This window comes from Moritella marina ATCC 15381, assembly GCF_008931805.1.
GTDB lineage: Bacteria > Pseudomonadota > Gammaproteobacteria > Enterobacterales > Moritellaceae > Moritella > Moritella marina.
The window spans coordinates 813,167-837,456 of the sequence record NZ_CP044399.1 but is presented as its reverse complement, the minus strand read 5'-3'; the positions used below and the strand labels follow the sequence as shown (position 1 = coordinate 837,456).

General features: G+C 39.6%; 24 protein-coding genes and 1 pseudogene. 9 read left to right on the top strand and 16 right to left on the bottom strand.

The window, feature by feature from the left end; all coding sequences use genetic code 11:
• Nucleotides 1-62 precede the first annotated feature (62 nt).
• The 7 genes and pseudogenes from argC (at nt 63) to FR932_RS21590 (ending at nt 4,942) form a co-directional block, all read left to right on the top strand.
• The gene (gene argC, locus FR932_RS03855; protein ID WP_019439371.1) at nt 63-998 is read left to right on the top strand and encodes an N-acetyl-gamma-glutamyl-phosphate reductase; all 936 of its coding nucleotides are present in this window, start codon (nt 63-65) and stop codon (nt 996-998) included.
• Nucleotides 995-1,843, top strand: coding sequence for a diaminopimelate epimerase (gene dapF, locus FR932_RS03850; protein ID WP_019439372.1), 849 nt, complete (start codon nt 995-997; stop codon nt 1,841-1,843). Before argC ends, dapF begins: the two co-directional genes overlap by 4 nt.
• A gap of 17 nt (nt 1,844-1,860) precedes the next feature.
• A complete protein-coding gene (locus tag FR932_RS03845; RefSeq protein ID WP_019439373.1) occupies nt 1,861-2,373 on the top strand; it encodes a GNAT family N-acetyltransferase in 513 nt (170 codons plus the stop codon).
• A 163-nt stretch (nt 2,374-2,536) separates the two neighbouring features.
• Nucleotides 2,537-3,040: a transposase gene (locus FR932_RS03840; RefSeq protein WP_019439374.1), complete on the top strand. Its 504-nt coding sequence runs from the start codon at nt 2,537-2,539 to the stop codon at nt 3,038-3,040.
• Nucleotides 3,041-3,230: 190 nt separating this feature from the next.
• Nucleotides 3,231-3,674 (top strand): annotated as a pseudogene (locus FR932_RS21400) (IS3 family transposase); the annotation flags it as partial.
• Nucleotides 3,675-4,382: 708 nt separating this feature from the next.
• Nucleotides 4,383-4,661, top strand: coding sequence for a hypothetical protein (locus FR932_RS21595; RefSeq protein WP_240532314.1), 279 nt, complete (start codon nt 4,383-4,385; stop codon nt 4,659-4,661).
• A gap of 29 nt (nt 4,662-4,690) precedes the next feature.
• On the top strand, nt 4,691-4,942 hold the full coding sequence (locus FR932_RS21590) for a hypothetical protein (RefSeq protein ID WP_240532315.1): 252 nt from the start codon (nt 4,691-4,693) through the stop codon (nt 4,940-4,942).
• Nucleotides 4,943-5,460: 518 nt separating this feature from the next.
• Here the strand turns inward: FR932_RS21590 and FR932_RS03825 are convergent.
• From FR932_RS03825 to FR932_RS03810, 4 genes are all read right to left on the bottom strand, one after another.
• Nucleotides 5,461-5,781 carry a hypothetical protein gene (locus FR932_RS03825; protein ID WP_019439378.1) on the bottom strand — a complete coding sequence of 107 codons (321 nt, stop codon included), beginning with the start codon at nt 5,779-5,781 and terminating at the stop codon, nt 5,461-5,463.
• Between the two features lie 287 nt (nt 5,782-6,068).
• On the bottom strand, nt 6,069-6,458 hold the full coding sequence (locus tag FR932_RS03820; RefSeq protein WP_019439379.1) for a hypothetical protein: 390 nt from the start codon (nt 6,456-6,458) through the stop codon (nt 6,069-6,071).
• Entirely contained in the window at nt 6,458-8,461 is a 2,004-nt protein-coding gene (locus FR932_RS03815) for a site-specific integrase (RefSeq protein ID WP_019439380.1), read from the bottom strand. The genes FR932_RS03820 and FR932_RS03815 overlap by 1 nt, the downstream gene beginning before the upstream one ends.
• Nucleotides 8,461-9,003, bottom strand: a complete 543-nt coding sequence (locus tag FR932_RS03810; RefSeq protein ID WP_019628874.1) for a hypothetical protein — start codon at nt 9,001-9,003, stop codon at nt 8,461-8,463. Before FR932_RS03810 ends, FR932_RS03815 begins: the two co-directional genes overlap by 1 nt.
• A 190-nt stretch (nt 9,004-9,193) precedes the next feature.
• Between FR932_RS03810 and FR932_RS03805 the strand changes: the two genes are divergently transcribed.
• Nucleotides 9,194-10,338 (top strand): IS3 family transposase gene (locus FR932_RS03805; protein ID WP_085983345.1). Its coding sequence is split into 2 segments (ribosomal slippage): nt 9,194-9,458 and nt 9,458-10,338, totalling 1,146 coding nucleotides; the frame shifts between segments, so codons are not numbered across the junction.
• Nucleotides 10,339-10,365: 27 nt separating this feature from the next.
• Here FR932_RS03805 and FR932_RS03800 read toward each other — a convergent pair.
• The 3 genes from FR932_RS03800 to FR932_RS03790 all read right to left on the bottom strand — a co-directional run bounded on the left by FR932_RS03800 (nt 10,366) and on the right by FR932_RS03790 (nt 13,331).
• The gene (locus tag FR932_RS03800; protein ID WP_019439964.1) at nt 10,366-11,637 is read right to left on the bottom strand and encodes a hypothetical protein; all 1,272 of its coding nucleotides are present in this window, start codon (nt 11,635-11,637) and stop codon (nt 10,366-10,368) included.
• Nucleotides 11,630-13,051: a tyrosine-type recombinase/integrase gene (locus tag FR932_RS03795; RefSeq protein ID WP_019439963.1), complete on the bottom strand. Its 1,422-nt coding sequence runs from the start codon at nt 13,049-13,051 to the stop codon at nt 11,630-11,632. The genes FR932_RS03800 and FR932_RS03795 overlap by 8 nt, the downstream gene beginning before the upstream one ends.
• Before the next feature lie 88 nt (nt 13,052-13,139).
• Nucleotides 13,140-13,331 (bottom strand): hypothetical protein, encoded by a 192-nt coding sequence (locus tag FR932_RS03790; protein WP_019439962.1) that lies wholly within the window; start codon nt 13,329-13,331, stop codon nt 13,140-13,142.
• Between the two features lie 186 nt (nt 13,332-13,517).
• Between FR932_RS03790 and FR932_RS03785 the strand changes: the two genes are divergently transcribed.
• Nucleotides 13,518-14,756, top strand: a complete 1,239-nt coding sequence (locus FR932_RS03785; RefSeq protein WP_019628928.1) for an alpha/beta hydrolase — start codon at nt 13,518-13,520, stop codon at nt 14,754-14,756.
• A 118-nt stretch (nt 14,757-14,874) separates the two neighbouring features.
• On the opposite strand, the gene FR932_RS03780 is transcribed toward FR932_RS03785, so the two are convergent.
• The 9 genes from FR932_RS03780 to FR932_RS03740 all read right to left on the bottom strand — a co-directional run bounded on the left by FR932_RS03780 (nt 14,875) and on the right by FR932_RS03740 (nt 24,278).
• Nucleotides 14,875-16,101: a beta-ketoacyl-ACP synthase gene (locus tag FR932_RS03780; protein WP_019439960.1), complete on the bottom strand. Its 1,227-nt coding sequence runs from the start codon at nt 16,099-16,101 to the stop codon at nt 14,875-14,877.
• A complete protein-coding gene (gene fabG / locus FR932_RS03775; protein WP_019439959.1) occupies nt 16,101-16,826 on the bottom strand; it encodes a 3-oxoacyl-ACP reductase FabG in 726 nt (241 codons plus the stop codon). Before fabG ends, FR932_RS03780 begins: the two co-directional genes overlap by 1 nt.
• Complete coding sequence (locus tag FR932_RS03770) at nt 16,819-17,277, bottom strand: hotdog family protein (RefSeq protein ID WP_019439958.1); 459 nt, start codon at nt 17,275-17,277, stop codon at nt 16,819-16,821. The genes fabG and FR932_RS03770 overlap by 8 nt, the downstream gene beginning before the upstream one ends.
• Nucleotides 17,274-18,482 (bottom strand): beta-ketoacyl-ACP synthase, encoded by a 1,209-nt coding sequence (locus tag FR932_RS03765; protein WP_019439957.1) that lies wholly within the window; start codon nt 18,480-18,482, stop codon nt 17,274-17,276. Before FR932_RS03765 ends, FR932_RS03770 begins: the two co-directional genes overlap by 4 nt.
• Nucleotides 18,479-19,027, bottom strand: coding sequence for a DUF3261 domain-containing protein (locus FR932_RS03760; protein WP_240532350.1), 549 nt, complete (start codon nt 19,025-19,027; stop codon nt 18,479-18,481). The genes FR932_RS03765 and FR932_RS03760 overlap by 4 nt, the downstream gene beginning before the upstream one ends.
• 41 nt (nt 19,028-19,068) lie before the next feature.
• Entirely contained in the window at nt 19,069-21,423 is a 2,355-nt protein-coding gene (locus tag FR932_RS03755; RefSeq protein WP_244963931.1) for an MMPL family transporter, read from the bottom strand.
• 43 nt (nt 21,424-21,466) lie between these two features.
• A complete protein-coding gene (locus FR932_RS03750; RefSeq protein ID WP_240532349.1) occupies nt 21,467-22,156 on the bottom strand; it encodes an outer membrane lipoprotein carrier protein LolA in 690 nt (229 codons plus the stop codon).
• A gap of 52 nt (nt 22,157-22,208) precedes the next feature.
• The gene (locus tag FR932_RS03745) at nt 22,209-22,637 is read right to left on the bottom strand and encodes an acyl-CoA thioesterase (protein WP_019439953.1); all 429 of its coding nucleotides are present in this window, start codon (nt 22,635-22,637) and stop codon (nt 22,209-22,211) included.
• A gap of 93 nt (nt 22,638-22,730) precedes the next feature.
• Nucleotides 22,731-24,278, bottom strand: a complete 1,548-nt coding sequence (locus FR932_RS03740; protein ID WP_019439952.1) for an HAL/PAL/TAL family ammonia-lyase — start codon at nt 24,276-24,278, stop codon at nt 22,731-22,733.
• Nucleotides 24,279-24,290 lie beyond the last annotated feature (12 nt).

Below are 24,290 nucleotides of genomic sequence, written 5' to 3'. Positions count from 1 at the left end.
TTGAATATGAATAGTTGAGCGATCTATTTTAGTTGTTATAAAATAATATTAGGTAACATTATATGAAAAAGTATCATGTTTTTATTGATGGTCAGGAAGGTACTACAGGATTACAAATTAAAGAAAGATTAAAGTTGCATCCGAATATTGAACTATTGACTATAAAAGACAATAAACGTAAAGATATTAAAGAAAAAAAGGAGATAATGAGTGCAGCTGATGTGACTGTGCTGTGCCTTCCAGATCATGTAGCTAGAGAATCTGCAAAACTAGCAACCTCGGTTGGATGTAGAGTGCTTGATGCAAGCTCTGCTCACCGAACTAACGCAAACTGGATTTATGGCTTACCTGAATTAAACATATCTCAACGACACTCGATTAGAGCTGCAAACTTAGTAGCGAATCCAGGATGTTATGCGACAGGAGCCATATTATTACTACATCCATTAAGAGATTTGATATTCAATTCCAGTATAGCCATTAATGCCATTTCTGGCTATAGTGGCGGTGGTAAAAATCTGATTAATAAGTATGAAAAAAGAGGTCCAGCCTATGAGGCTTATAGTTTAGATATGGACCATAAACATATTCCAGAAATAAAAATGTGGTCGTCTCTCGCCACTACCCCAACTATGATGCCTGCGGTCGGAAATTTTTATCAAGGAATGCTAGTATTTATTCCTCTTAACATGAATTTAGCTAAAACACCTGAAGAAGTTCATCATCAAATCTCAAATTATTATGATAATGAACCATTTATAGCGGTAAAAGAATATCAAAGTTCGAATGAAGCATATTCACCTTCTCTGCTTACACCCCATGGTCTTGAAGGTAAAAATAATGTTGAAATTTATGTTTTTGGCAACGGAAAACAAACGCTACTAGCAGCAAAATTGGATAACCTTGGTAAGGGCGCGTCAGGGGCAGCAGTGCAAAACTTAAATATTATGTTAGACCTAGAGGAATCTATTTGTACAGATTTAAAGGGTTATTCATGATGAGAATACCGTTTGATAAATATCATGTATCAGGTAATGACTATTTAATCTGTGCTCAAACAGACTGGGAATTACCAATCAACACTACCTATATCAAATCACTTTGTGATAGATGTAACGGTATTGGAGCTGATGGTATATTATTTTGGTCGACATCTACTGAGCATAAATGGTCTTTAAGGATATATAATTCAGATGGTACTGAGTGTGAAAAAAGTGCTAATGGACTCTTAATTTTTGCTCAATATCTTAAAGATAATGGATTATCTCAACATCGCACTATTGAAATTTTCTTATGCAAGCTAGCTGAAACTATTAAAGTTAATGAGTTCGCAGATGGTTGTGACTCTGTACAGCTAGGTCGTTATTATTTTTCTTCCGATAAAATACCGGTTAGATCTAATAAAGAAACATTTATTGATCAGCAAGTTGTGATTGGAGATGAAAAATTCAATTTAAACTGTGTATCATTAGGTAATCCTCACTGTGTTATATTTGTAGATCGAGAATTATCTATGGATGAGGTTATTAATAAAGGAAGACTTATTGGGCAATCAACTCTGTTCCCAGATAAAGCAAACGTGATATTCGCTTTAATTCGATCTGAGACATTAATAAAAATAGAAGTATGGGAAAGAGGCGCAGGGTACATACAAAGCTCAGGGATGTGTGCATGCGCAGCAGCAATACTATCGTATACACGTAAATATACGAAAAATAAAGTTACTATTGAAATGCAAGGAGGCGAGGTAACAGTCATGTTAAATGGACGTGATGAAGTTAGTTTATCGGGTAAAGCTGAATTGATCTGTTCTGGTGATGTGGCCCCCCACATTATTAATTAAAATTATAAGGAAATAATGTGAATTATTCTTATCGCTTAGCTAAAAACAAAGATCTTAATGAGATTGTAGATATCTACAATCATTCTGTAAAAACTTTAGAAAGTACATGTGACATTGAGCCTATTACCTTATCATCAAGACAACCCTCATTTACAAAACAATTGAATGACCCGATTCGACCATTTTGGGTTGCCGAATTAACTAACGTAGGCATAACGAAAGTTGTCGGTTATCTGAACTTCTCTTATTTTATGAATGAACGACCTGGATATTACGTTACAGCGGACCTTGCGATTTACCTTCATCCGAAATATCAGGGTAAAGGTGTAGGTAGTTTTTTATTGAGTAACGCGATTGAGAAAGCTCCATCACTTGGCATTCAAACATTATGTACGACAATTTTCGATTCTAATATAGCAAGCAAAAAATTATTTAAAAAACATAATTTTCAAGATTGGGGGTTAATGCCAGGCGTCGCAATGTTAAATGGAGTCAATAAAGATTTGAGAATTGTAGGCCGAACTTTGTAAATGATTATCGAGCTTTAGATTGGTTTTACCACTTTTAAAAACACCTGCTATTTGTTATTTCCTTACGAGTCAATCTGTTGATTTAGTTGATAGTAGCTTCACAAGAAGCCGAGGCATGAACTGACCCCCAATAGTTGGACAACCAATTACTGGGGGTCTTTTTATGTCCAAACATAGTCGTGAGTTAAAACTCATTATTGCACAAGAGTGTCTAGGTGGTAAATCATCTAGGATACTCTCAAATGAATTATCCATATCTTCTCGGCAGATTCGATATTGGACTCAAGTTTTTTCCATTCATGGAAAAAACGCATTCCTACTCAATTCATATGCTAGTAGTGCAAAAACAAAGCTACAAGCATTAAAGTTAATGTGGACAAATGGCTGGTCCCTCACTCACACTAGTCCCGTATTAAATCAGTCTTCTCCTGGTTCACTTTCTGTATGGCTAAAAACATATAACGAATCAGGCTTTAGGGGGCTTGAACGTTCCTCAATAGGCAGACCTCCAATGAAACAATCTAAAACGCCCGTAAAACTAGATAATGAAATGACAATGGAGGAGCTGAAAGAAGAGCTTGCTTACCTACGGGCTGAGAATGCCGTGTTAAAAAAGTTGGAAGAGCTAGAACAGGCAAAGCGCCGCCAAACAAAGAAAAGGCGATAGTGGTTTTAGCTCTCAAAAATAAATATGCTTTAAAGCACCTTCTTGAGTCCATTCAGTTGGCTAAAAGTGTGTTCTATTATCAGGTTAAAGTAAGTAAGAAAGCGAATGCTTATAAGCATGAGCTGGCTCTTATAAAGGTGGAGCAGGAACCACAGCATCCAATGTACTTGAGCGAGATTTTAATGCCACAAAACCAAACGAAAAGTGGGCAACCGATGTTACTGAGTTTAAGGTTAAGGAACAGAGGGTTTATTTATCACCTGTTATAGATCTCTTTACCAAAGAAATTGTCGCTTATAAGATAGCTAAAAATGCACGTTTGCCATTAGTTACAGATATGCTGAAAGATGCTATTAATAGTTTAGATGTGCACTCAAAACCAATAGTGCATAGTGACCAAGGTTGGCAATATCGCCATCGGACATATCAAAAACAGCTATTAGCGAGTGGACTCACACAGAGCATGTCGAGAAAAGGAAATTGTTTAGATAATGCCGTAGCTGAAAACTTTTTTGGCTTATTAAAAACAGAAATGTATCATAGGCAAAACTTCAAAGATGCCGATGAGTTAATAGAGAAACTCGACGAATACATAGAGTATTACAATACGAAACGGATCAAGGTCAAATTGTAAGGCCTGACTCCGATAGAATATCGAAATCAGGCCTTACAAGCCGCTTAACTAAATGTCCAACTTAATGGGGTCACTTCAGCAGGCCAGGGCTTTATCGAGTACCAAGGTGCCTAAAAATGGAATAGCATTTACGTGAGGAACTCGAACGTTGAAAAACGTCCTGAATGAAAGTTTAACTTCAGGCATGTTTTTTAGACTCGAGAAGATATTTCGGCATTGCCTACCAAGATCACTTCCTGTGTCTCCACTAATTTCTCCGCTTTACCTGTTCCCTCAAATATGTAATGGTTAAGTGATGCTGGCCATCATTTTCGATTCATTTATGTAAGTGGTGTGTGAGAACCGCCCCCGTTTTTCACATTATAAATCTATGGTAAACCGAAACGTTCACATTTTTAGTGAGTAACAACTCTAAGCTGAGGTATGGAATCCACACCTCCTTCGCCCATCTACACTTATGGATGAGCTTTTGATTTAGAGGATTCTATTATGTTAACCAAAAATATCATTGCCATAGATTTAGCTAAAAATGTACTACAGTATGCTACATAAGTACTGATGGTGAATTACTTAGTAACAAAGCCCTAAATCGTCAGAAAACAAAAGAATTTTTAGCAAAGGCAAAGCCTTAAATCGTTGCTGTAGAAGGCTGTTGCGGTTGCCATTAGAGGGTCACTCCTGGTTGCTAACCCCAAGGGTGAAAAAGGGTTGAAAGCATCAGTTCAAACTGTTTTAGATGGAGAAACAAATATTCCTACTAATGTCATCGGTGTAATGGCGATCCTTTGGGAGCAATACAAGCTGCTTAAAAACGAGTTGAAGGCTTTTGAAAAAGAAAAAAACGCTTTAACGCGACAAATTGAACCGTGCAAAAGGCTTATGAAAATTGAAGGTGTTGGGGAGACCATTGCAGCTATGCTTTACACAACGTTAGGAGATGGAAGCAGTTTTAAAATGGCCGTCAAGCTTCCGCGTTTGTTGGGCTAACACCGAAGCAACATAGCTCAGGTGACAAGGTGTTCATGATTGGTATTGATAAGTGTGGAGGGGTAAAAGAATTACGGTCTCTGCTGTATCTTGGCGCAATGTCGTATCTTGGAAGGTTACCTGAAAAGCCGAGAACGCAAAAAGATGCTTGGCTACGCAAGATCGTTGAACGGATTGGCTTCAAGAAAACGTGCATAGCACTGGCCAACAAAATTGTTAGAACTGCATGGGCAATGCTTCGATATGAAACTGAATATAAACCTATTTTACTCGCAGCATAATAATTTAAAACTTTACAAAATGATGATGCATAAAAGGCTAGAAGGTAGCTTCTTCAAGAAGAAGCCGAATATACGTACGCATCTTAACTTTATTGATTTGTCGCTTTGTAAATACGTGGATTCCATATACACTTTGGGGCAGAATCGAGTTAGGGTAATTGGCGCGGTCTCAATTGATGATACTGAGGCGTTAGTGGCACAATTCACTTTAAAAAATGACAAATCCATGGCTAATATAGTTTAGCTACAACACTCTACAACGATTTTCAAAATATGTGTTATAGCGGATTTTATCTTACAAGGAGTTCAAATGATAATAATCATGCGGGTTAGCCGTTATGTTTAAAGTTGAAAAAATGGAAACATACTGAGAACTTTTGGAACTATAAATCAACATGTACACAATTCGGCTATTTATCAAATAAAAATGCCATTCAATGACATTAAAGGTTAAAAATTGATAAAGTTAATTGACACCAAACGACCAAGCTAGTCGATGTCTAATAAAAGCCACCGAGCTACGATAGACCCAGTGCTACGGCCTGTTGTTTTACTGCATAATGTCGTTCACCGTCAGCAGAGATATTCCAACCAGCATAACAGTAACCACAAGGCTTTTCATTGAACGATCTGTTAGCAATGAGTTGGGATTCAGACCATTTTTCTAGTGTTGGTATTACGTCTTCCGCAAGAAACACAAATACCTTTTCAAAATGACCGTTAATATCATAATCATAAATATACGCTTCAGATGCTATTGGATCTATAACGATAAATTCATCGCTTTTTAGCATTATAGTCACTTCATTAAGACTTAACGTACGTATTGATTTACTCATAGCCATTCCTAGATTGTTTGATGAACTTATTAAGTATAGTTCACTGTAGGGTGGATATTGAAAGTTCAATCGTCGGTTGTTGATCATTCTACGGCCCAAACACGAAACGGAGAATAAGCGGCATAACGTTATGACACGAACCTAATTTATACTTGGACCTAATATTTTTCTATTTGTACATAAAATAAAGCTGCAACATGCAACAGCTATCGTACTCTATTGTTAAGTAATTAATCGAACCATTTTTAAATTCAAACAAAAATATCCATACTTATCTTAACTTCCTATTAATCTCTAATATGCACAACCTTCTTCTCAGTTTCAAGTTCGATAACCTTCATTTCTAAGTCCCTCACCCTCCTGACAAGCATCATTTCCCTGTTTAATGCCGCCAAGTACTTTTCCCGTAAATCATCCCCATTAGAACGATACCGATCAGCACTGGCTTGAATCTTATTTATTTTGTTTAGTGCTTTATTATTATATTCGTGGCCAACCCTATTTATATCATCTATCAGCTTGATGAACTGACTGCGAGATGGCTTGATAGCGCCACGATTTCGGCCAGCTTCTAACGCTACGGTATCTTGATTAATCTTATAAGAACCTTTTACAAGCAGTTCAGGTTGGTTCGAACGAAGCCTTTCAAGCGCGTCATAATAATCCTTATGCTGCATTAGTTTCTCTCCATTCGTTTTTTTAAAGCTATCAACTCATCTAACTCACTACGTTCGGTTCTATACTCAACAGAATTCGGGGCTAAGCTATCAACAAAAATAGTCATGCTATCAATAGTTCTAGCAACTTTACTTGGTTTTAGATCTGCCTTAGAACAATCAATACATGCCGTCAGATTATGCATCAGTTTTTTATCACAAGGAGTTGTTGTTTCACACCCTCCAAGTGGAGTTTCTGCATATGCTCGCTGCCCGTTCTTAAATTGCTTAATAGTTTTTGTTCTATCCGTCAGTATTGCTTTCTGCTTTTCCGGTGTATCAGCTTTAATCGTACGCTCAATTACTTTACCGTTTATACCATCTAGTTTTTCATCACTAAACAATATTTGCCACACCCACGCAGTATAATCAGCAAGTGGTTTTTGACTAATAAATTCATGAGCCATATGATTATTACTTTCTATATTAAATATATTGCCTGCTCTCTCTGCACCATTTCCATAATAAAAGGTAATCTCTTGACATAAGTGCTTTAATTGCAACTGAAGAGACCCTATAGAAACTAATCCACTTTGTGCCGAATACACAGCTAAACTACGACGAAACTGGTGACTTTTAAAATGCCAAATTTTACCGATGCCAAATTCAGGCTGTCGCCAATTTCTTTCTGGCTCAAAATGCTCAAGGTATTTCACATCTTCTTCAGTTATACGTAATAAATCATTGCGCCATATAGCACTTAATGACAATGTAAACTTGGCGCCCCAAAATTTAACTTTACCTAATGGGTTAATAGCTCTATATTTTCTTGACAGAATATAGTTTGTAGATAGAAATAATGGACAAGGTGTTTCTCCTTTTTTGAAATCTAGTTCAACAGTAACATCGAGCACACTTGCTATTGGCTTAACTATCGACTGTAGTACAGCTATAACCCTTTCAATCTCAACACTAGTCACCCATTGTTCTTGTTTTTTACTTCCTATGTACTTAGTGGTGTTACCAATCAATCGAGCTCGAGGTCTATGATTAACTTTATCAAGCTGTAAACAGTGATAGTTAAGTGATAAGACTTCATCATCTCTCATACCACTATAAAAATGTATCAATCCCTTACAAACCAGCATGACACCCGACAAATAAAAAACAAATTTTCGACGCTCACTTAAAAATTGCTTTGATTTAGCTAAGTCCTGTAATTTTGATTCTTCAATCCAATTACTCCATGCTTTAGCGCGCATTGTTGGTGAATATGCTTTTTTATCTGGCGGTCTTTCATTTATTAACTGATGCAGAAGAGTGCTTATACTCTCTGCATTATTCTCAAATTCACCTACTGTAGCTAAAGCCTCTTTCAGCCATAATCCGTATAATCTAGGGGGAATAAGCTCAGTCTGTTGTTTATTCGAACTAACCTGCTTAGCTCTCTTTGCTAAAACATCGAATATATAATCACTAAGAGCAACACTAAAACCAATTTTGTTTTTTAACTGGTGGTATAATCTTAAAGATGGAAGAGCCTGTTTATTAAACATAGCTGTATCATTTTCATATATAAATTTCGCCAGCAATTTTTTTGTTTCTAAAACGTAAATAGTAGAGACATTATTTAGCTTCGCAAACTTACACAATGGTTTAACAAAGCCGGTAAATCGGCTATAAAGCACCCCTACAGATAAATTATTTTTATTTCGTCCATTTTTATCAAATCTATAACATATAAACCATAACCAGTGTGCTTCACGCTTATAACTCTCCCCTTCAATTAAATTAAAAGGTATTTTTGTTTTGCTACTTTTAGTTGATGCGTAAGGCGCAAGATCATAAACAAGATCACGATATCGACTTAGCACATTCCCTTTTATATCTCGAGAAATAACAAAATCATCATTCGGATAATTAAATTTATTACCGTCTTGATGATACACATCAGGAACTGTAGCTACAATTTTAGTGAAAGGTAAGCTTGCCGGATACATGATATTTCTATTTATTGTAGGCATTATAGAACCCCTAATTCTTCTAGATACTCTAATTTACGATACCAATACTCAGAAAGTTTTTCTTGTTCAAAAACTTGTTCGCTTACCTCGAGTATTAACGGTGCAAACTCGTCTCCCTGCTCACGTATTTTCTCTAGTAACTCTTCTATTCGATCTAATATTGGATTGTAGACTTTATTAAAATGCTCTATTGATGAAGCTAAGTGAGCGCTATTAACGAGCAGATATTTTATTGATAATAGCTTTCGGATATCGACTTCATCAGCAAGAATTCGATATTTACTACAAAAAAGACAGGTTTTTTGATCACCACAATCTACAGTAAATAAATTAGATGTGACAAGAGTGGAAAGAGCAGTCGGTGTTTTTGGTTCGATACAATTACCACTCGGTGTTTCCAACTCTGTACCAGAATTAGGCAATAACTGTTCCGTTATTTCACTAAAATAATCAATTAACTCTTCAGAACTTTGTTCAAAGTCAGAGCCTGAATAATTAAAATCAGATGTCTTGTTACTATGTTGAAGTATATAACTACTCACATCAGCACTATGATTGTGTCTAATCCATAATGACTTGGTGAGACGGATTCTTTTACTTGTTCCTATGAATACATTTTCTTTAAATAAAGAACAAAATGATTTCCTTATATAACTAGAATAATGAAGTGGTTTAATGAATCTGTACACCTAAATGGGATAGAATACCCTCAACATAAAAACGGTGTACACAATGACAAAAGCGCGAACAACATATTCAGTAGCATTCAAGCATGATGCTGCAAACTTAGTCCTGGATAAAGGCTACTCGATACAAGAAGCCTGTGATGCCGTCGGTGTTGGATACACGGCAATGAGACGATGGGTAGCTCAACTTAAGCAAGAACATGGCGGGATAACACCGACTGCAAAGGCTATGACGCCAGACCAAATACGTATTCAAGAGCTTGAAGCCAAAATTAAGCAAATTGAATGGGAGAAAGACATATTAAAAAAAGCTTCCGCTCTTTTAATGCAGGACAGCATCAAACGATAGATTTGATAGCCGCGTTATCAAGAGATAATCATTCAATAAAGAAGCTATGTGTGTTATTTGAAATACCTCGCAGTAGCTTCCATTATCGACTTAAATACCGCGGTGTAACAAAGCCGGAACGAGCTGTATTACGTCAAAAAGTCATTGCTATACACAGCCGTAGTCGAGGTTCAGCTGGCGCGAGAACCATCTCAGGCCAACTTAATCAAGCAGGGGAAAGTGTCGGTAGATACAAAGCAGCAAGATTGATGGAAGAAGTCGGCATTGTCAGTAAACAGCCGAATAAACATAAGTATAAGATATCTGAGGATGTATCGAAAATCGCACCGAACCGACTAAATAGGCAGTTTGATGTTGAAACAGTCAATCAAGTTTGGTGTGGCGATGTGACCTATGTTTGGGCTGGAAATAAATGGATGTACCTAGCTGTAGTCATGGATTTATTTGCACGTAAAATTGTGGGTTGGGCATGCTCAGATAGCCCAAACACAGATTTAACTTGTGCGGCGCTACGTATGGCTTACGAAAGCCGAGGCCGACCAAAAAATGTGATGTTTCATTCAGACCAAGGTTGTCATTACACGAGCCTTCAATTCAGACAAGCGTTGTGGAAATACCAAATAACGCAAAGTATGAGTCGACGCGGAAATTGTTGGGACAACGCCCCAATGGAACGATTTTTTAGAAGTTTTAAAACAGAGTGGATGCCAAAGGAATGCTATAACACCTTTGCTGAAGCTGAGCGAGATACGCTCAAATATATACTGCAGCATTACAATACAAAACGAGGCCATAGTTATAATAACTATTTGTCGCCAGTGATTATGGAAGCTGCAGCTTAATTTAAACGCCTATCTAGGTGTACAGTTTTACTTGACCACTACATAACGACCGTCTGAATGAGCATGAACTAATTCACCTTTCATTATCTCAAAAAAAAGTGATCTATACTCTTGAGAAAAATATTGAAGTAAATGTTCTCTCAAACACAGAAATCTTTTAAAATCATCTATAAATTCATTCTGTATATCATATTTTACTTCAAAGCCATTAGCACGCCACTTGATACTTTTAAAATCCTGTTCACCATTACATAATGAATATTCATTTTCATATTGTAATGTGGCCGCTGTACTGTCATTTTCTCCAGTTAAAAATAAAAAAATCATAAAATAAGCCCGCGCAGCACATTTAATCAAAAATAAACGTGAGTGTGAATAGCATTCATTGGCTAATTCCTGACTATTTTTTGCATACTTAATGTATACATTTTTTATACGCTTTCGATCTAAAGTCTTGAATCGTTTTAGCGAAATCAATTCATCTACGCTACAATATTTTTCGTTATTATAATTAAAACATCCAGATGAGTTTAGTCTTTTATCATTTTTATGGATGATTTTTCCAGATATAGTAAACCAATACTCCTCACGATTAATTGAAAAATTCAATGGGAATTTTTTATGATCTAAAACAACACTACTGAAATATCTAAATATTTTAATATAAGCATTAAAATTATCCATCAATTCATTACCTGACAACGATTTTGTTTTTATTTTTTCTTTTGAATTTTCTACAATATGATATATTTCATCTAACAAATTAGTTTTTTCGACCTTTAATAAAAAAGAGAAAAAACCAATTATCCAAGTCTGCTGATTATGAGCAGTTGCACTTGTAATACCTAAGCCTAATTCTTTATCATAAATTTTAATTTTATGTTTCAAAAAATCAGAATGATTAATTAAAATATTTCCAAGTGAACTTTCATTTAAAGCTAGTTCACTTTCATTTAAACTATTAATAAACTTCTTGATTTCATTAACACGATTATGAATAGTTAGAGTCCTAATTCCATCTATAAATAAATCACAAGAATAATGAATCAGCCCCCTAGCCAGTACTACCTTTCTTTTATCTAATGACGTTTTAATTACCTTTAACTTTCGATTATCACCTTGCTGCTTTTTTTTGAATTCAATATAACAAATCTGACCAAAATGAATGAACAAAGTGCCAAATTGAATAACTATATTATCAACATGATTAAAGATCACGGAATTACTATCACAGTCAAACGCCTCTGCTATATCTTCAATTTTGTATATCACAGGTTTAATCGATTCATAGTCAGGCATCAGTTATTTCCAACATTGATTTTAAGTGTTTTTCCCATCCAACCTTAGCTTCTTTAACTATTTTTTGATTTTGATTAAAATCTAAATATTGCTGTGTAGTTGCCAAATCATTATGGTTCATTCTAACTTTTACAAAGCGGAACAATAGATCTATAGATCGCCCTATATTGTTTTCAGAGTCAATATTCTCCAATCCATAATTAACAATATTCATTCCAAATGTTGCTCTAGTATCATGAAATTTAAAACTACCTAGAAATCCTAGCTCGATAAGTTTTGGCTTCAATCGCTCACAAACAAACGTAGTAACAGTTTGTCCCGTTGGTATTTTTTTGTAAAACTTTGAATTATAATCAGCTTTAGAAATATAAAAAGGATGACCTTGTTGGGATAGAAAAAGATAATGAAAGTCTACATTTGTTGGTTTATACACACTTTTTTTACGACGTTTAATTGCACGTTCTGAATGCAGATAAATCTTAATCTTTTGGTATAATTCAATAGGGAAATATATAGCGATATCTTTGTCAGCTTTACTATCAACTAATCCACTTCCATTTTTATTAGTCAACCCTGCATATATAACCACTTCATTCACTGCAGCATCAGGCTCATGATTAAAATTTTCATATCTAAGTGTTAATATCGTTTGTAATCTAGCTCCCGTACACAAACCGATTAAGAAAATGAAGGTCATTTCAATATTATTCAGTTGTTTCAAAGCAGTAATCAAAATACCTTGTTCATCTTCATCTAAAGGACGTAACTCTGCTCCATCAATAATATGACCTTCATAAGTACATTCCTCCCGTTTTCTCGCTGTTGACTTACCACCTTTTATAGCTTGTAAAACATCAGAGGTCTTCACCTCTTTCAACTGCCCATTAATAATAACTTTAGCTTCTCGGTCATGCCAAGGAGGATACCCAAAGCTAATATGTTCAACATTGACTAAGTGGCGATAGAAATTAACTAAATTAGACATATGGGATTTTACTGTAGATACCGACAACTCTCTTTTAAGTATTCTATCCGATAGATAGCGTCGGTATTTTCTCAGGGGTGAGTTTGATTTTCGTGTGCAAACTAAATAATTAATTTTGAAGTCTACACAATAATTACCAAAATATTTTATAGAGTCAGCAATACTACTTAGTGTGCTAGAGTGTGGTAGATTGAAGGATTCAAGTTTATGCAAAAGATAGTTATTAGCATGTTCCCAGAGAGTTCGATCAGGTAACAGCAATAATGGAAAATGATTAAAAGTATCTATTTCAAAATCATCAGCTAGCTCAGCTTGATAGCTTTCTTCCGAGTCCTCTAACTTAAACGGATAAAATTTCGTACCTTCAGGTTCAACGGTTGTTGGCGTGTAGACTTGAAACTCAGGGATTATAACTTTGATAATTGACATGACTTCCAAATTTAACCGTGATGGTTATTTAGGTTTAGTCATTCAAGTTAAATATGTCAATATTTGTATTTCTAATGGGTGATAAATTTCAAGATAAAACTAATGGGTGCCACACAAACCCTGATTTAAAGATCGCACGGGTAAATTCAGCGAGTACATCGCTGTCCGTCACCCTCACCAATTCAGCATTTGTCAGCGGCTCTGATATCAAATACGCGAGTGCTTGTTCCCCACCCTTACGTTCAGCAGCGCGGTAGTATATTTTGTCGAATGATTCCATTAAGTATCTCTAAATCGTGTAAATATATGCGATCAGTCTACAGTAAATTAGATCTGTCCAAAAATATTTTTACTTATGCTTAACACTTTTTCCTTATTACCTATAAATACAATCATCATCACGACAAAAATTCCACATTAAAGTAACTATAATATTAATTACCCCAAGGATAGGCCTAAAATTATAATGAAAAAACGACTTTTACCATTACTCTTGTCATCAATGTGTGTTCCAATTCTGCTGCCAATAATGTCATTAACAGCACAAGCACAAACGACAGAAACCAACATCGCTAGCCATTCTAGTTTTAAGAATAACCTAGACGAGATCCAACAAGATTTTTATCGTAGTTTACGTTTTGAAGATTGGACTCAAGCAGGTTTAGCTGAAATAGAAATCAAGAAAGTGTTAGAAAGCATCCACAGTAACAGCAAATTAAGAGATGCAGAGAACCTGAATTTGCCGACATTTTGGACGTATGAGTTTTCGCATGCGGCAGATTTATTACAACAACAAGCGCAGCAATTAAAAGATCCTGAAGCGGCAGCTAAAGCTTACATGAAAGCATCCACCATGTACCTTATTGCTAGCTATCCAAATTTGAAACGCCCGAATGAGCTCTTAGCGCTAGACAACGCGGTAAATAACTACGTTAAATCACTGCAACTCGCCGGTGATAATGTCACGCTAGTTCATTTACCCTTAGCCGACGGCACGACTGTACCAGGTATCTTACACTTACCAGCACAAGGCTCTAATTTACCCGCGGTTATCTGGTCTGGCGGTGTTGATAAAACCCTGATTGAACACCACACATCAGTGCTTAAATTAAATGCCGAAGGCTATGCAGTATTAACCTTTGATATGCCTGGCGCTGGATTAGACTATAAACATTCACTCACTGTTGGTGCCCTAGATTCATCACACCAAGCAGCCTTTCGTTACTTAGAGAACAACACCAATATCGATAACAACAGAATTGGTGTATTAGGGTCTTCAGGCAGCGGCCCTGCATTACTGGAATTTGCGCTTAAACAGCCAAAATTGAAAGCAATCGTGGCGCGTTGTTCTTTGGTGGATGGTCCATTAACCAATGCCAAACTCCTTAATTTCATTCCAACGATGTCTGTCGATGCATTGATAGCACGATTAGGCGGTGATCCTGGCGATAAAGTGTATTACGCCAAGAACGCGGCTAACTACTCACTGGCTACACGAGGTTATTTCGATGGGAAAGCCAGAATTAATACGCCGCTATTAGCAATCAATACTCATAAAGATCCTGTCGCTATGCCAGCAGATGTAAAAAAAACAGCCGCGTTATCATCACAAGGTGAAGCGGTATTCTTTGGTAAAGCTGGCCACTGCCCTGATAGCCAAGCAGCCAGTGATTATGTGATTAACTTCTTAACTAAAAACATCTAGTACGTTAAGTTAGGCCAATAAAAAACGCGCCACTTAATAACAAGTAAGGCGCGCTTTATTCAGATTTTATACCTTGTCTTCAAGGCTCATTTCGGGCTAATACCGGATTAGCTTCGAACTAGCTCTGCCAACGCTTAAATAACAACGAAGTATTAATACCACCAAAGGCAAAGTTATTACTCATGACAACGTCAGTGTGGATCTCGCGACCTTCACCGCGAATATAATCCAAGTCACCACATTCTTCGGCAATGCTGTCTAGATTGATCGTTGGTGCGAACCAGTTGTCTTGCATCATGTTGATTGACGCCCACGCTTCAATCGCGCCACAGGCACCAAGGGTATGACCAAGGTAACTCTTTAATGAACTGATTGGCTTGCGACCTAACGCATTAGCCGTCGCGTTGGTTTCTGCAATATCGCCCCGATCGGTTGCTGTACCGTGCGCGCAGACATAACCAATGTCAGCAATATCAATATTGGCGTCTTTCACAGCTTGTTCAATCGCAACTTGCATCGTTTCTGCGGTTGGTTGGGTGACGTGTTTACCATCAGAATTGCAGCCAAAACCGACAATTTCTGCATAAATTGTCGCGCCACGTTCAAGGGCATGTTCTAGTTCTTCTAGAATTAAGGTACAGGCACCTTCGCCAATGACCAGGCCATCACGGTCTTTATCAAATGGGCGTGGCGTCAACGCTGGCATGTCATTTTTAACACTGGTGGCATACAAGGTATCAAATACGGCAGCTTCGGTAATACACAATTCTTCAGCGCCACCAGCAACCATCAAGTCTTGGCGGCCAAATTTAATCGCTTCATAGGCATAACCAATACCTTGTGAACCCGAAGTACAGGCAGAACTGGTGGTAATAACGCGACCCGTCAGGCCGAAAAATACGCCGACGTTTACTGGCGCAGTGTGTGACATGGTTTGGATATAACTGGTCGCTGTGACGCCAGACATGTTGCCCGTGTCCATCATGCGGCTAAAGTTAATCAGCGGTTCGGTAGAACCCACAGATGAACCGTAGGAAATACCGGTACTGCCATCGGTTAATGCCGGGTGATCTAATAATTGCGCTTGTTCTAGCGCTAGTTCCGTTGCCCGTGTCGACATCAAGGATACCCGGCCCATCGAACGTACTTGTTTTCGCTTATAGTGTTTTGGTTTTTCAAAATGAGTGACAGGCGCAGCTAATCGGGTATTCAGGCCGTCAAGGTAATCCCATTCTGGCATCACTTTAACGGCATTTTTCCCCTTTTCTAATCCCGCTTTAAAGGTAGCCCAATCATCACCCAGCGCGGTGATCGCAGACATGCCTGTTACAACAACTCTTCTCATTAGATTAATCCACCGTTCACAGAGATCACTTGGCGGGTGATATACCCCGCGCTATCAGACACAAGGAATGACACTGTGCCTGCCACTTCTTCTGGTTTACCCATACGTTTTAATGGGATCATTTTTTTGATTTCATCAATCGGTAAATCATTGGTCATGTCAGATTCAATCAAACCTGGTGCAACACAGTTGACCGTGATCTTACGTTTTGCTAATTCCAGTGATAACGCTTTTGATGCCGCGATGATACCGCCTTTTGCCGCACTGTAATTCACCTGTCCACGGTTACCCATAATGCCCGACACTGAAGCCATAGTAACGATACGGCCACCTTGCTTAGCGCGTACCATTGGCATAACCGTCGGATGAATAACATTGTAGAAACCGTCTAGACCAGTACGGATCACGTCATCCCAGTCTTCGCCTTCCATTGATGGAAACGCCATATCACGGGTAATACCCGCATTACAGACGACGCCATAATAAGCACCATGTTCAGCGATATCCGCTTCAATGCTGGCTTTGGCTGCAGCTCTGTCGCACACATCAAATTGTAACAAGCTGGTCGCTTGACCGAGTTCGGCAATTTGTGCACAGGTATCCTGCGCCGCTTCAACGCCAGAACGACAATGTACGCTAATATCAAAACCATCTTTGGCTAGTTGCAATGCTATCGCTTTACCCAGTCCACGACTTGAGCCTGTTACTAAAATACGTTTACTCATGATTATCCTTTAAAAATTGTGCTGGATCCTGCGGTTGAAATACATTGATTTTAGCTTTTGCTAGTACCGCATTCTCTTCATCTTTTATAACGCAATCAAAAACACACAGTCCTGATTCGTCTTGAATTAGTTTTTTGGCTTCGATTAACAAGGTCTTGCCGACTTTAAATATACCGACTTCGGCGTTATATTTACGCGAGCCAAGCAGGAAACCAATTTTCACTTCACCTGCATCATCGAGTGCATGTGCGCCACCATAAGCCGCGATGGTTTGCGCCATATATTCACAGCCGACATAACTGGGTACACCTTGTTTAGCGTTATCAAAGAAAGGTTTCGTCGGCGTTATAGTCACGCGGCAACTGACATTTTCGTCGTCATAACGCACTAATTCATCAATTAAGATCATCGGTGCGCTATGCGGTAATACGTCCGCTATTGGGTATCTCACGGCTGTTTTCCTATCACTAAACTGATATTATTACCGCCAAAAGCAAATGAGTTGCTCATGCAGGTTTGTAACTTATTTTTAGCCGAGCGTTCCGCATTAGCCTTGGCATCCACTAGGTTTATCGTCGCAAGGTTATTATCTAGCTCACCATCGCTGACATTGGCCGGGACTTGATGCTCAGGATTATATTCATCATTAAGCAATAACCAACAAATACCCGCTTCCAATGCACCCGCAGCACCTAATGTATGCCCAGTCATGCCCTTGGTCGACCCGCACAATACGTTACTACCACACGCGTTAAACATGGCTTTGGCTTCCATGTCATCATTCTTCGGTGTGCCTGTACCATGTAAGTTTACATAATCGATTTGCTCACCTTGCAAATTAGCTTCAGTCAACGCCATACGCATCGCCCGTAATGCGCCTTCACCTTCTGGATGTGGTGCCGATAAATGGTGGGCATCAGAGGTTTCCGCTGCGCCTAATAACTGAATACCGCCTTGCTCTTTGGTGACGATAAATAACGCCGCCGCTTCACCGATATTAATCCCATCACGGTCTGTTGAAAACGGGTTATTCTGCGCAGTTGCTGTTGACGCTAATGCTTTAAAACCATTCACAGTCAGCTTAGCTAAACTATCAACACCACCGGCAATCACCACATCGGCGAGATCTGCATCTAACAAGGCTTGAGCACTGACTAAGGCTTTACCGCTCGATGAACACGCCGTCGAGATACTATAAACAGGACCTTTAGCTTGGCATAAGTCCGCAATAAATTGCGCTGTCGTGCCCATTTCCTGCATGCTGTAATGGTAGTTTTCTGGATATTCACCCGTTGCTATCTTCTGCTTTAATGCTTGCTCGCCATATTCAATACCCGAAGTACTGGTACCGATCACGACGGCGATTCGTTGTTGGCCAAATTCGGCAAGCAAAGGTAAAAGTGTATCGGCTATCTGCAAATACGCCAATTGGCTAAGCTTATCATTACGGCTGAGTTTTTTACCCGTCGTCAAGTTAGTCCCAGCTTTATTAAAAGCTGAATCTGCCACACGACCGACATATTGCGGCTCTGCGTTTGGTAATTCGCTATCAAGCATTAAACCATCTCGACTTCCCTTTAATAGCCCAGCGGCTACCGAAGCTTTTGAATCACCGAGTGCGCATACCACCCCAAAATCTTTTAAACAGATACTCACAGCGACACCTTCGTTAATTCTGTTATGGTTATTTGATAATCGCGCAGTAAATGCTTGAGGATATAGCGATTATCGAACTTTTCGACCGTCAAAATAACCTGACCATCTTGCGTTAATGTACGCGTCCAATCCGTAGCGGTTTGACCTGCGTTATTGTTGAATGCTTGAATAAATGAACCACTTGTCGCCAACTGTAATTGTGCAAACGGCCAGCTTACCCACTGTATATCCGCGATCACATAACTGATGTCCAATCCCGGCACCGGCACATATTGGTTAATAACAGCATCATCAGTCACACTCCACAATACATCAAACAGTGGGATGCCAGAAGGCGTCATCGCCACTAATTTAATCTGCGTATCAGTAAACTCAACCTGTGCTAACAAGCTGTGAGTCTCACCATCAAACTGCGCTTCAATTAATTGCGTTATCGCCTGCATCTGTAATACTTTGGGCGGTGCCGTTAACTGCAAAGTCACATTCGGTGCCATCGTCACAACATGACTTTGCGGCATGCTGATACAGCCCGTTACGACTAACATTGTGAACACCATAACGCTTAGTCTAGGTAAACAGCTTAATTTCATTTTTCAACCTCACCCTTTGCTGCACTTAATGGGGCTATTTTCTTTGCACTTAATGGGGCCAATACAAACACCAGTAAAATACCAAACATAACAGTTAAGCCGAAACTTTCTACCGCTGGTGTCACACTTAGCGCAAGCACGCCAAATACCAAGGCTGATGAAATCGCCGATAAGGTGATTGCTAAAACGGTATTAGCTTGTAAGCCATGTTCTTGATAAAAAATCACATAATCAATGGCCAAAGCCAGGATCAACAATACTGCCAACAAATTGAAAATATTCAGATGCCCTAAGCTTAATTGGGTTAATAATAACGCCCCACCCGCACTGACAACGATACTTAACAGCCCTAACAAACCTTGGCCTAAACCAAAGCGTAAACACAGCACAATAGTCACCACGACTATCGCCCCCGCAAACAGTAACAATAACGCTTGGCGATAATGACTTAACGCTGCTGTAACTTCCGCCGGTTTGTTATCAATACTCATGTCTGCTTGTGCACCAATCCATTGCTGCAACGCGTCATTTAACGCCACACCAGCAGTTTCCACCCACAAGGCGTACTTTTCATTGTCATCTCTCATTTGGTATTGATAAATATATACCGCAGATAAAGCCTGCAATGGACCAGCGTTAAACGCATCTAACGTTAACGGTTTGAATTTATCGACAGTATCAGCTAAACCTAAAGTCGCTAATCCAAGTTCAAACACCTGCTGTTGCTCGGCGCTTTTAAGCAGTACGTTATTGGCTTGTTGCTTAGCGACTGATGGCAATAAACTGGCCATGCTTTTGACTGTTAAATCTGGCTGCGTCACTAGCTGAGCTAACAAGGTCTCTTGGCGCTGTAACAAGGTTTCACTGTCATCCGCAGTAATGACTATGCGCTGGCTGTGTTGATAACCCATCAGCTTCGCCATCTTGATCTCGTTCTCAATCAAAAACGCCGGGCTGGAATTAAGTAAGCGAATATCATCATTGAAATTAATGTCATCGATGACGATCGCACTGACTAAGCCTAAACTCAGAACAACAAAGATGAGTCGGCGCTGCTGGTGCAGTTTTGTTAACCAAACATTGAGTTTATCCGTTAACGTCCACACACTTGGTGTAACACTAATTTTGCCCGTTAGATTGAAATACGGCAGTAATAACAGCACAGTTAATAACGCGCCGAGCAAACCGAAGATCATGAATACTGCGACTTGGCTTAATAAGGATAATGGCGACATGATTAATGCGGCATACCCTAATGCTGTGGTGATAAAGCCCAAACATAACGCTGTGCGAATCGATTTAATGCCGCCTTGGCTCTTGCTAGTGCTAATAACGCTGAAACTGACAAAAGCATGAAAGCAGTAATCAATGACGATACCAATTAAAGTCACAGCGAAAACTAACGTAAGTAGATGCAATTGATTGAATAAGGTAACAACCGCCGTTAAGCCATAAACCACCGAAATGGCTAATACTATCAAGGCTAAATTAACCGGTTTAGCACTGCGAAACACAGCTAAAATCATTAATAACACGGCTAATAACGAGATAACACCAAACGTCGACATTTCAAATTCGGCTTGCTGACTTGATTCAGCCGTATGAAACAATACCCCACTGTAAAGCACGTCTACATCAAACTGCGTTGCTAATAGTTGAAACTCTGCTTGTAATTGCTGCGAAAAAGCTTGCGTTTGTTTAATCGAGAAACCATCCACGGCCACTTTAATTGGCATGATGTAATGTTTTAAGCCGTCTTTGTTAACGACTATGATACCTTGCTCTGTTTCAAACGCTTGTAACTGCGCGAGGCCTGTCGCTAAGAAATCGGCCAGATTTAACCGTGGAGCAATCGCTAAACTGCCGCTGACAAAGGGATCGCTAACTTGGGTTAACTTGCCCAACACAAAGTTATTAATGGCGTTAGCTGTGGTTAAATTTGCTTGATCTTGGGCTGTCGTTAATGTCGTTTGCGGTGCTGCCAATAAAGCTTGGTAGTTATCGGTCATGACACTATCACGATACGGCTGATAAAAAGCAACTATGTCCTTAATATCAGGTACTGTCATGGCTTCGTTTTCAATGCCATCAAATGTGCTGATCGTTTTCGCGAGTTGTTGATAAGCAGGCATTGCCTGTCCACCAGAAATCGCCACGAATACCCGTTGATTGGCTTGTTGGAATAACGCTGATTTGGCTTGGTTGATATCATGCTTTTGACTAGCTGCTATTGGACTAGACAGAGCTTGATTGTCTGTCGGCAATAACGACAAAATATTAGTCTCTATTTGCCATTGACCCCAGCCCAGTTGATAACCAGCTAATAGCAGCACAGCGATAAGTTGAAGCAAATAAAATTTCAAGCCAGACTTATTATGCGTGCTTTTAGAATACTCAGAATTGTGCACGTATTGCCTCTGGCAGTTCAGGAACTTCAGTTAATTTAATCGCTATTTCAGTACGGTTACCAGAGGTTTCAAATAATACTAACTGCTCAACCGTATCACTGCCGCATAACTCAATAACGCGCATCACTTTGGCTATCGTGGCGTCTTTTGGCGTTAATTCAATACAAGTCTGGCGAGTTGCTGTCGTTTTTGTGGATGATGTGTTTGTGGATGATGTTGCAGCTAGACTAAATTGACTTGCTAATGCACTAAGATCACCAGACAAGGCACTCATGAGTACAGTGGCAATCGGCGTGGCATTGTTAATCTTTTTCTGCTGCTGACGGTGATCAATTGAAAACAACCCATCGCCTTTAAGTATCATGGTCGACGCTATCGGTTTACTGGTATGCCACACAAAGCCCAATGACTGATCTAAGTATAATTCACCTGTCGAGATGACTGGGTTTTTGAGTACCGTAAAATACTTGTTTTGCACAAATGTACCAGTGGCGACCGTCAGCGGTTTAAACTGCGCTAATAAATCCAGAGGCGCTGCAGACTGTTGTATTTGACCTGAGTTTGCAACGCTAACATCATCAGCAGCAAACACGTTACCGGCCAATGACATTAACAGCAGTAGCCGTAAGCAGCTAGCCATGTAACTACTCATATAACGACCCATACAACTACTCATATAACGACCCATACAACTACTCATACAACTACTCATACAATTATTCATCCGGCTACCCATCTAACTCGCCCTGTAGCTTGTCAGTAAAAGCCGCTGGAGTGACAAATTGCAACTCTTGGGTTGCTAAGTCTACCGCTAACTGGATCGTCGAGGCCTTAGTTAACTTCTGCCCCGTTTCGACACAGCTAACCAGATATTCCATTTTTAAACGCGATTCCACTTCAACCAAATGAGCATCGACTTTGATCTTCTGCGCATAACGCGCCGACGCAATATACTTCACCCGCATATCGACAATCGGCCACACGTAACCTGATTTACTCATATCTTCATAATCGTAATTCATTTTACGTAATAGCGCGCTGCGAGCGACTTCAAAATAACGGGCATAATTACCATGCCAAACTACATTCATCGGGTCGCAATCATGAAACGGCACGTCAATAATAACGGATTCTGATAATAAACTGTTTTTACTCATTTTATTTATGTCCTAATGCCTAATAGCTTGTACGTAATGACTGATGCGTAAATCTGCTTGTGATGCTTCACGCGCTTATGACTCTTGCTGCGCTTATTGATAAAGCGACCAGCGTTGCGTTTGGATCGCATCAATGGTGAAGCGCAATAGACTTTCCATTGGACGGTCTTCAACTAACGGCTCAAAGAAGCTGCAAATATCGTTATACATCGCTTGCACTGGCATTGGTAAGCTAGCTAAATCCAGTTCGTTACGTTCAATACGAATACGTAAACCTTGTACCGTCGCCAGTAATGTCGTTGCCAACACTTGTTCTGTCAACTGCAGAACCCGCATCGCATCACGTGACGCTATCGTGCCCATGCTGACTTTGTCTTGGTTATGACATTCTGTTGAACGTGAGAATACACTCGCAGGCATAGTTTGCTTTAAGGCTTCCGCAGTGTACGCTGATGCGCCAATCTGCATGGCTTTGAAACCATGGTTAATATAACGGCGCTCTTCACTGCTCATTGATAAGTTTGATGGCAAGCCATTGCTGTATTTAGTATCAACCAAACACGCGAGCTGACGATCGGCAAGATCAGCTAAGTTTGCCACAGCCGTTTTCATGCTATCCATCGCCATCGCAATATGGCCACCGTAGAAATGACCACCATGTAATACATGTTCGCCCGGACCATCAATGATTGGGTTATCATTCGCCGAGTTCAGCTCGTTCTCAATCATTTGACGGAAGAACGGCAGTGAGTCTTGTAATACGCCAATCACATGCGGTGCACAACGGATCGAATAGCGATCTTGTAAACGGTCGGCATTACGCGGGTGTTCGGCGTGGTTTAAGTCATTACGGATCCAAGTAGCCACTTGTTGCTGACCTGGGTGCGGTTTAACCGAGAATAAGATCTCATCGAAATGATGGCTGTTCCCTTTAATCGATAAACTCGCCATTGCGGTAATACGCGCGGCCAGTTTCGTTGCATAGCTAGCACGATCGAACGCCAAACAAGCCACAGCCGTCATAACAGCCGTGCCGTTCATGATTGCCAAGCCTTCTTTAGGTCGCAATACTAATGGGATCAAACCCAGTTCGCGCATCACTTCACCACTGTTGCGGACCTGCTCTTTATAAAACACATCACGCTCGCCAACCAAGGCGCCAGCAACATAAGAAAGCGGGGTTAAATCACCACTTGCGCCTACCGACCCTTCTTGGGGGATCGCAGGGATAATGTCGTGCTCTAAATAGGCGGCTAATAAGTTCAGCATTTCCCAGCTAACACCAGAATAACCTTGTGCCAATGAATTTAGGCGTGTAGCCAAAATAGCACGACCTTCCATCGTGCTAAATAACTGACCTAAGCCACAACCGTGAAAACGGGTTAAATGCAGCGGTAATTCATGCACTAGACTGAGCGGCACTTTCACTGTGACCGAATCGCCATAACCTGTGGTTACACCATAGATCACGCCATCTTCTTTTAGCAAGTTATCTAAAAAAGCTAACGCAGAGTCAATCTTATGGGTTAACTCTGGCGCATCACTGATGCTAACGTGTTTTTGCTGTTTCGCAATTGCCACAATATCTTCAATCGATAAACGTGATTCGCCAAACTTAATTGTTGCTTTCGTGTTAGCCACTGACTTCTCCAA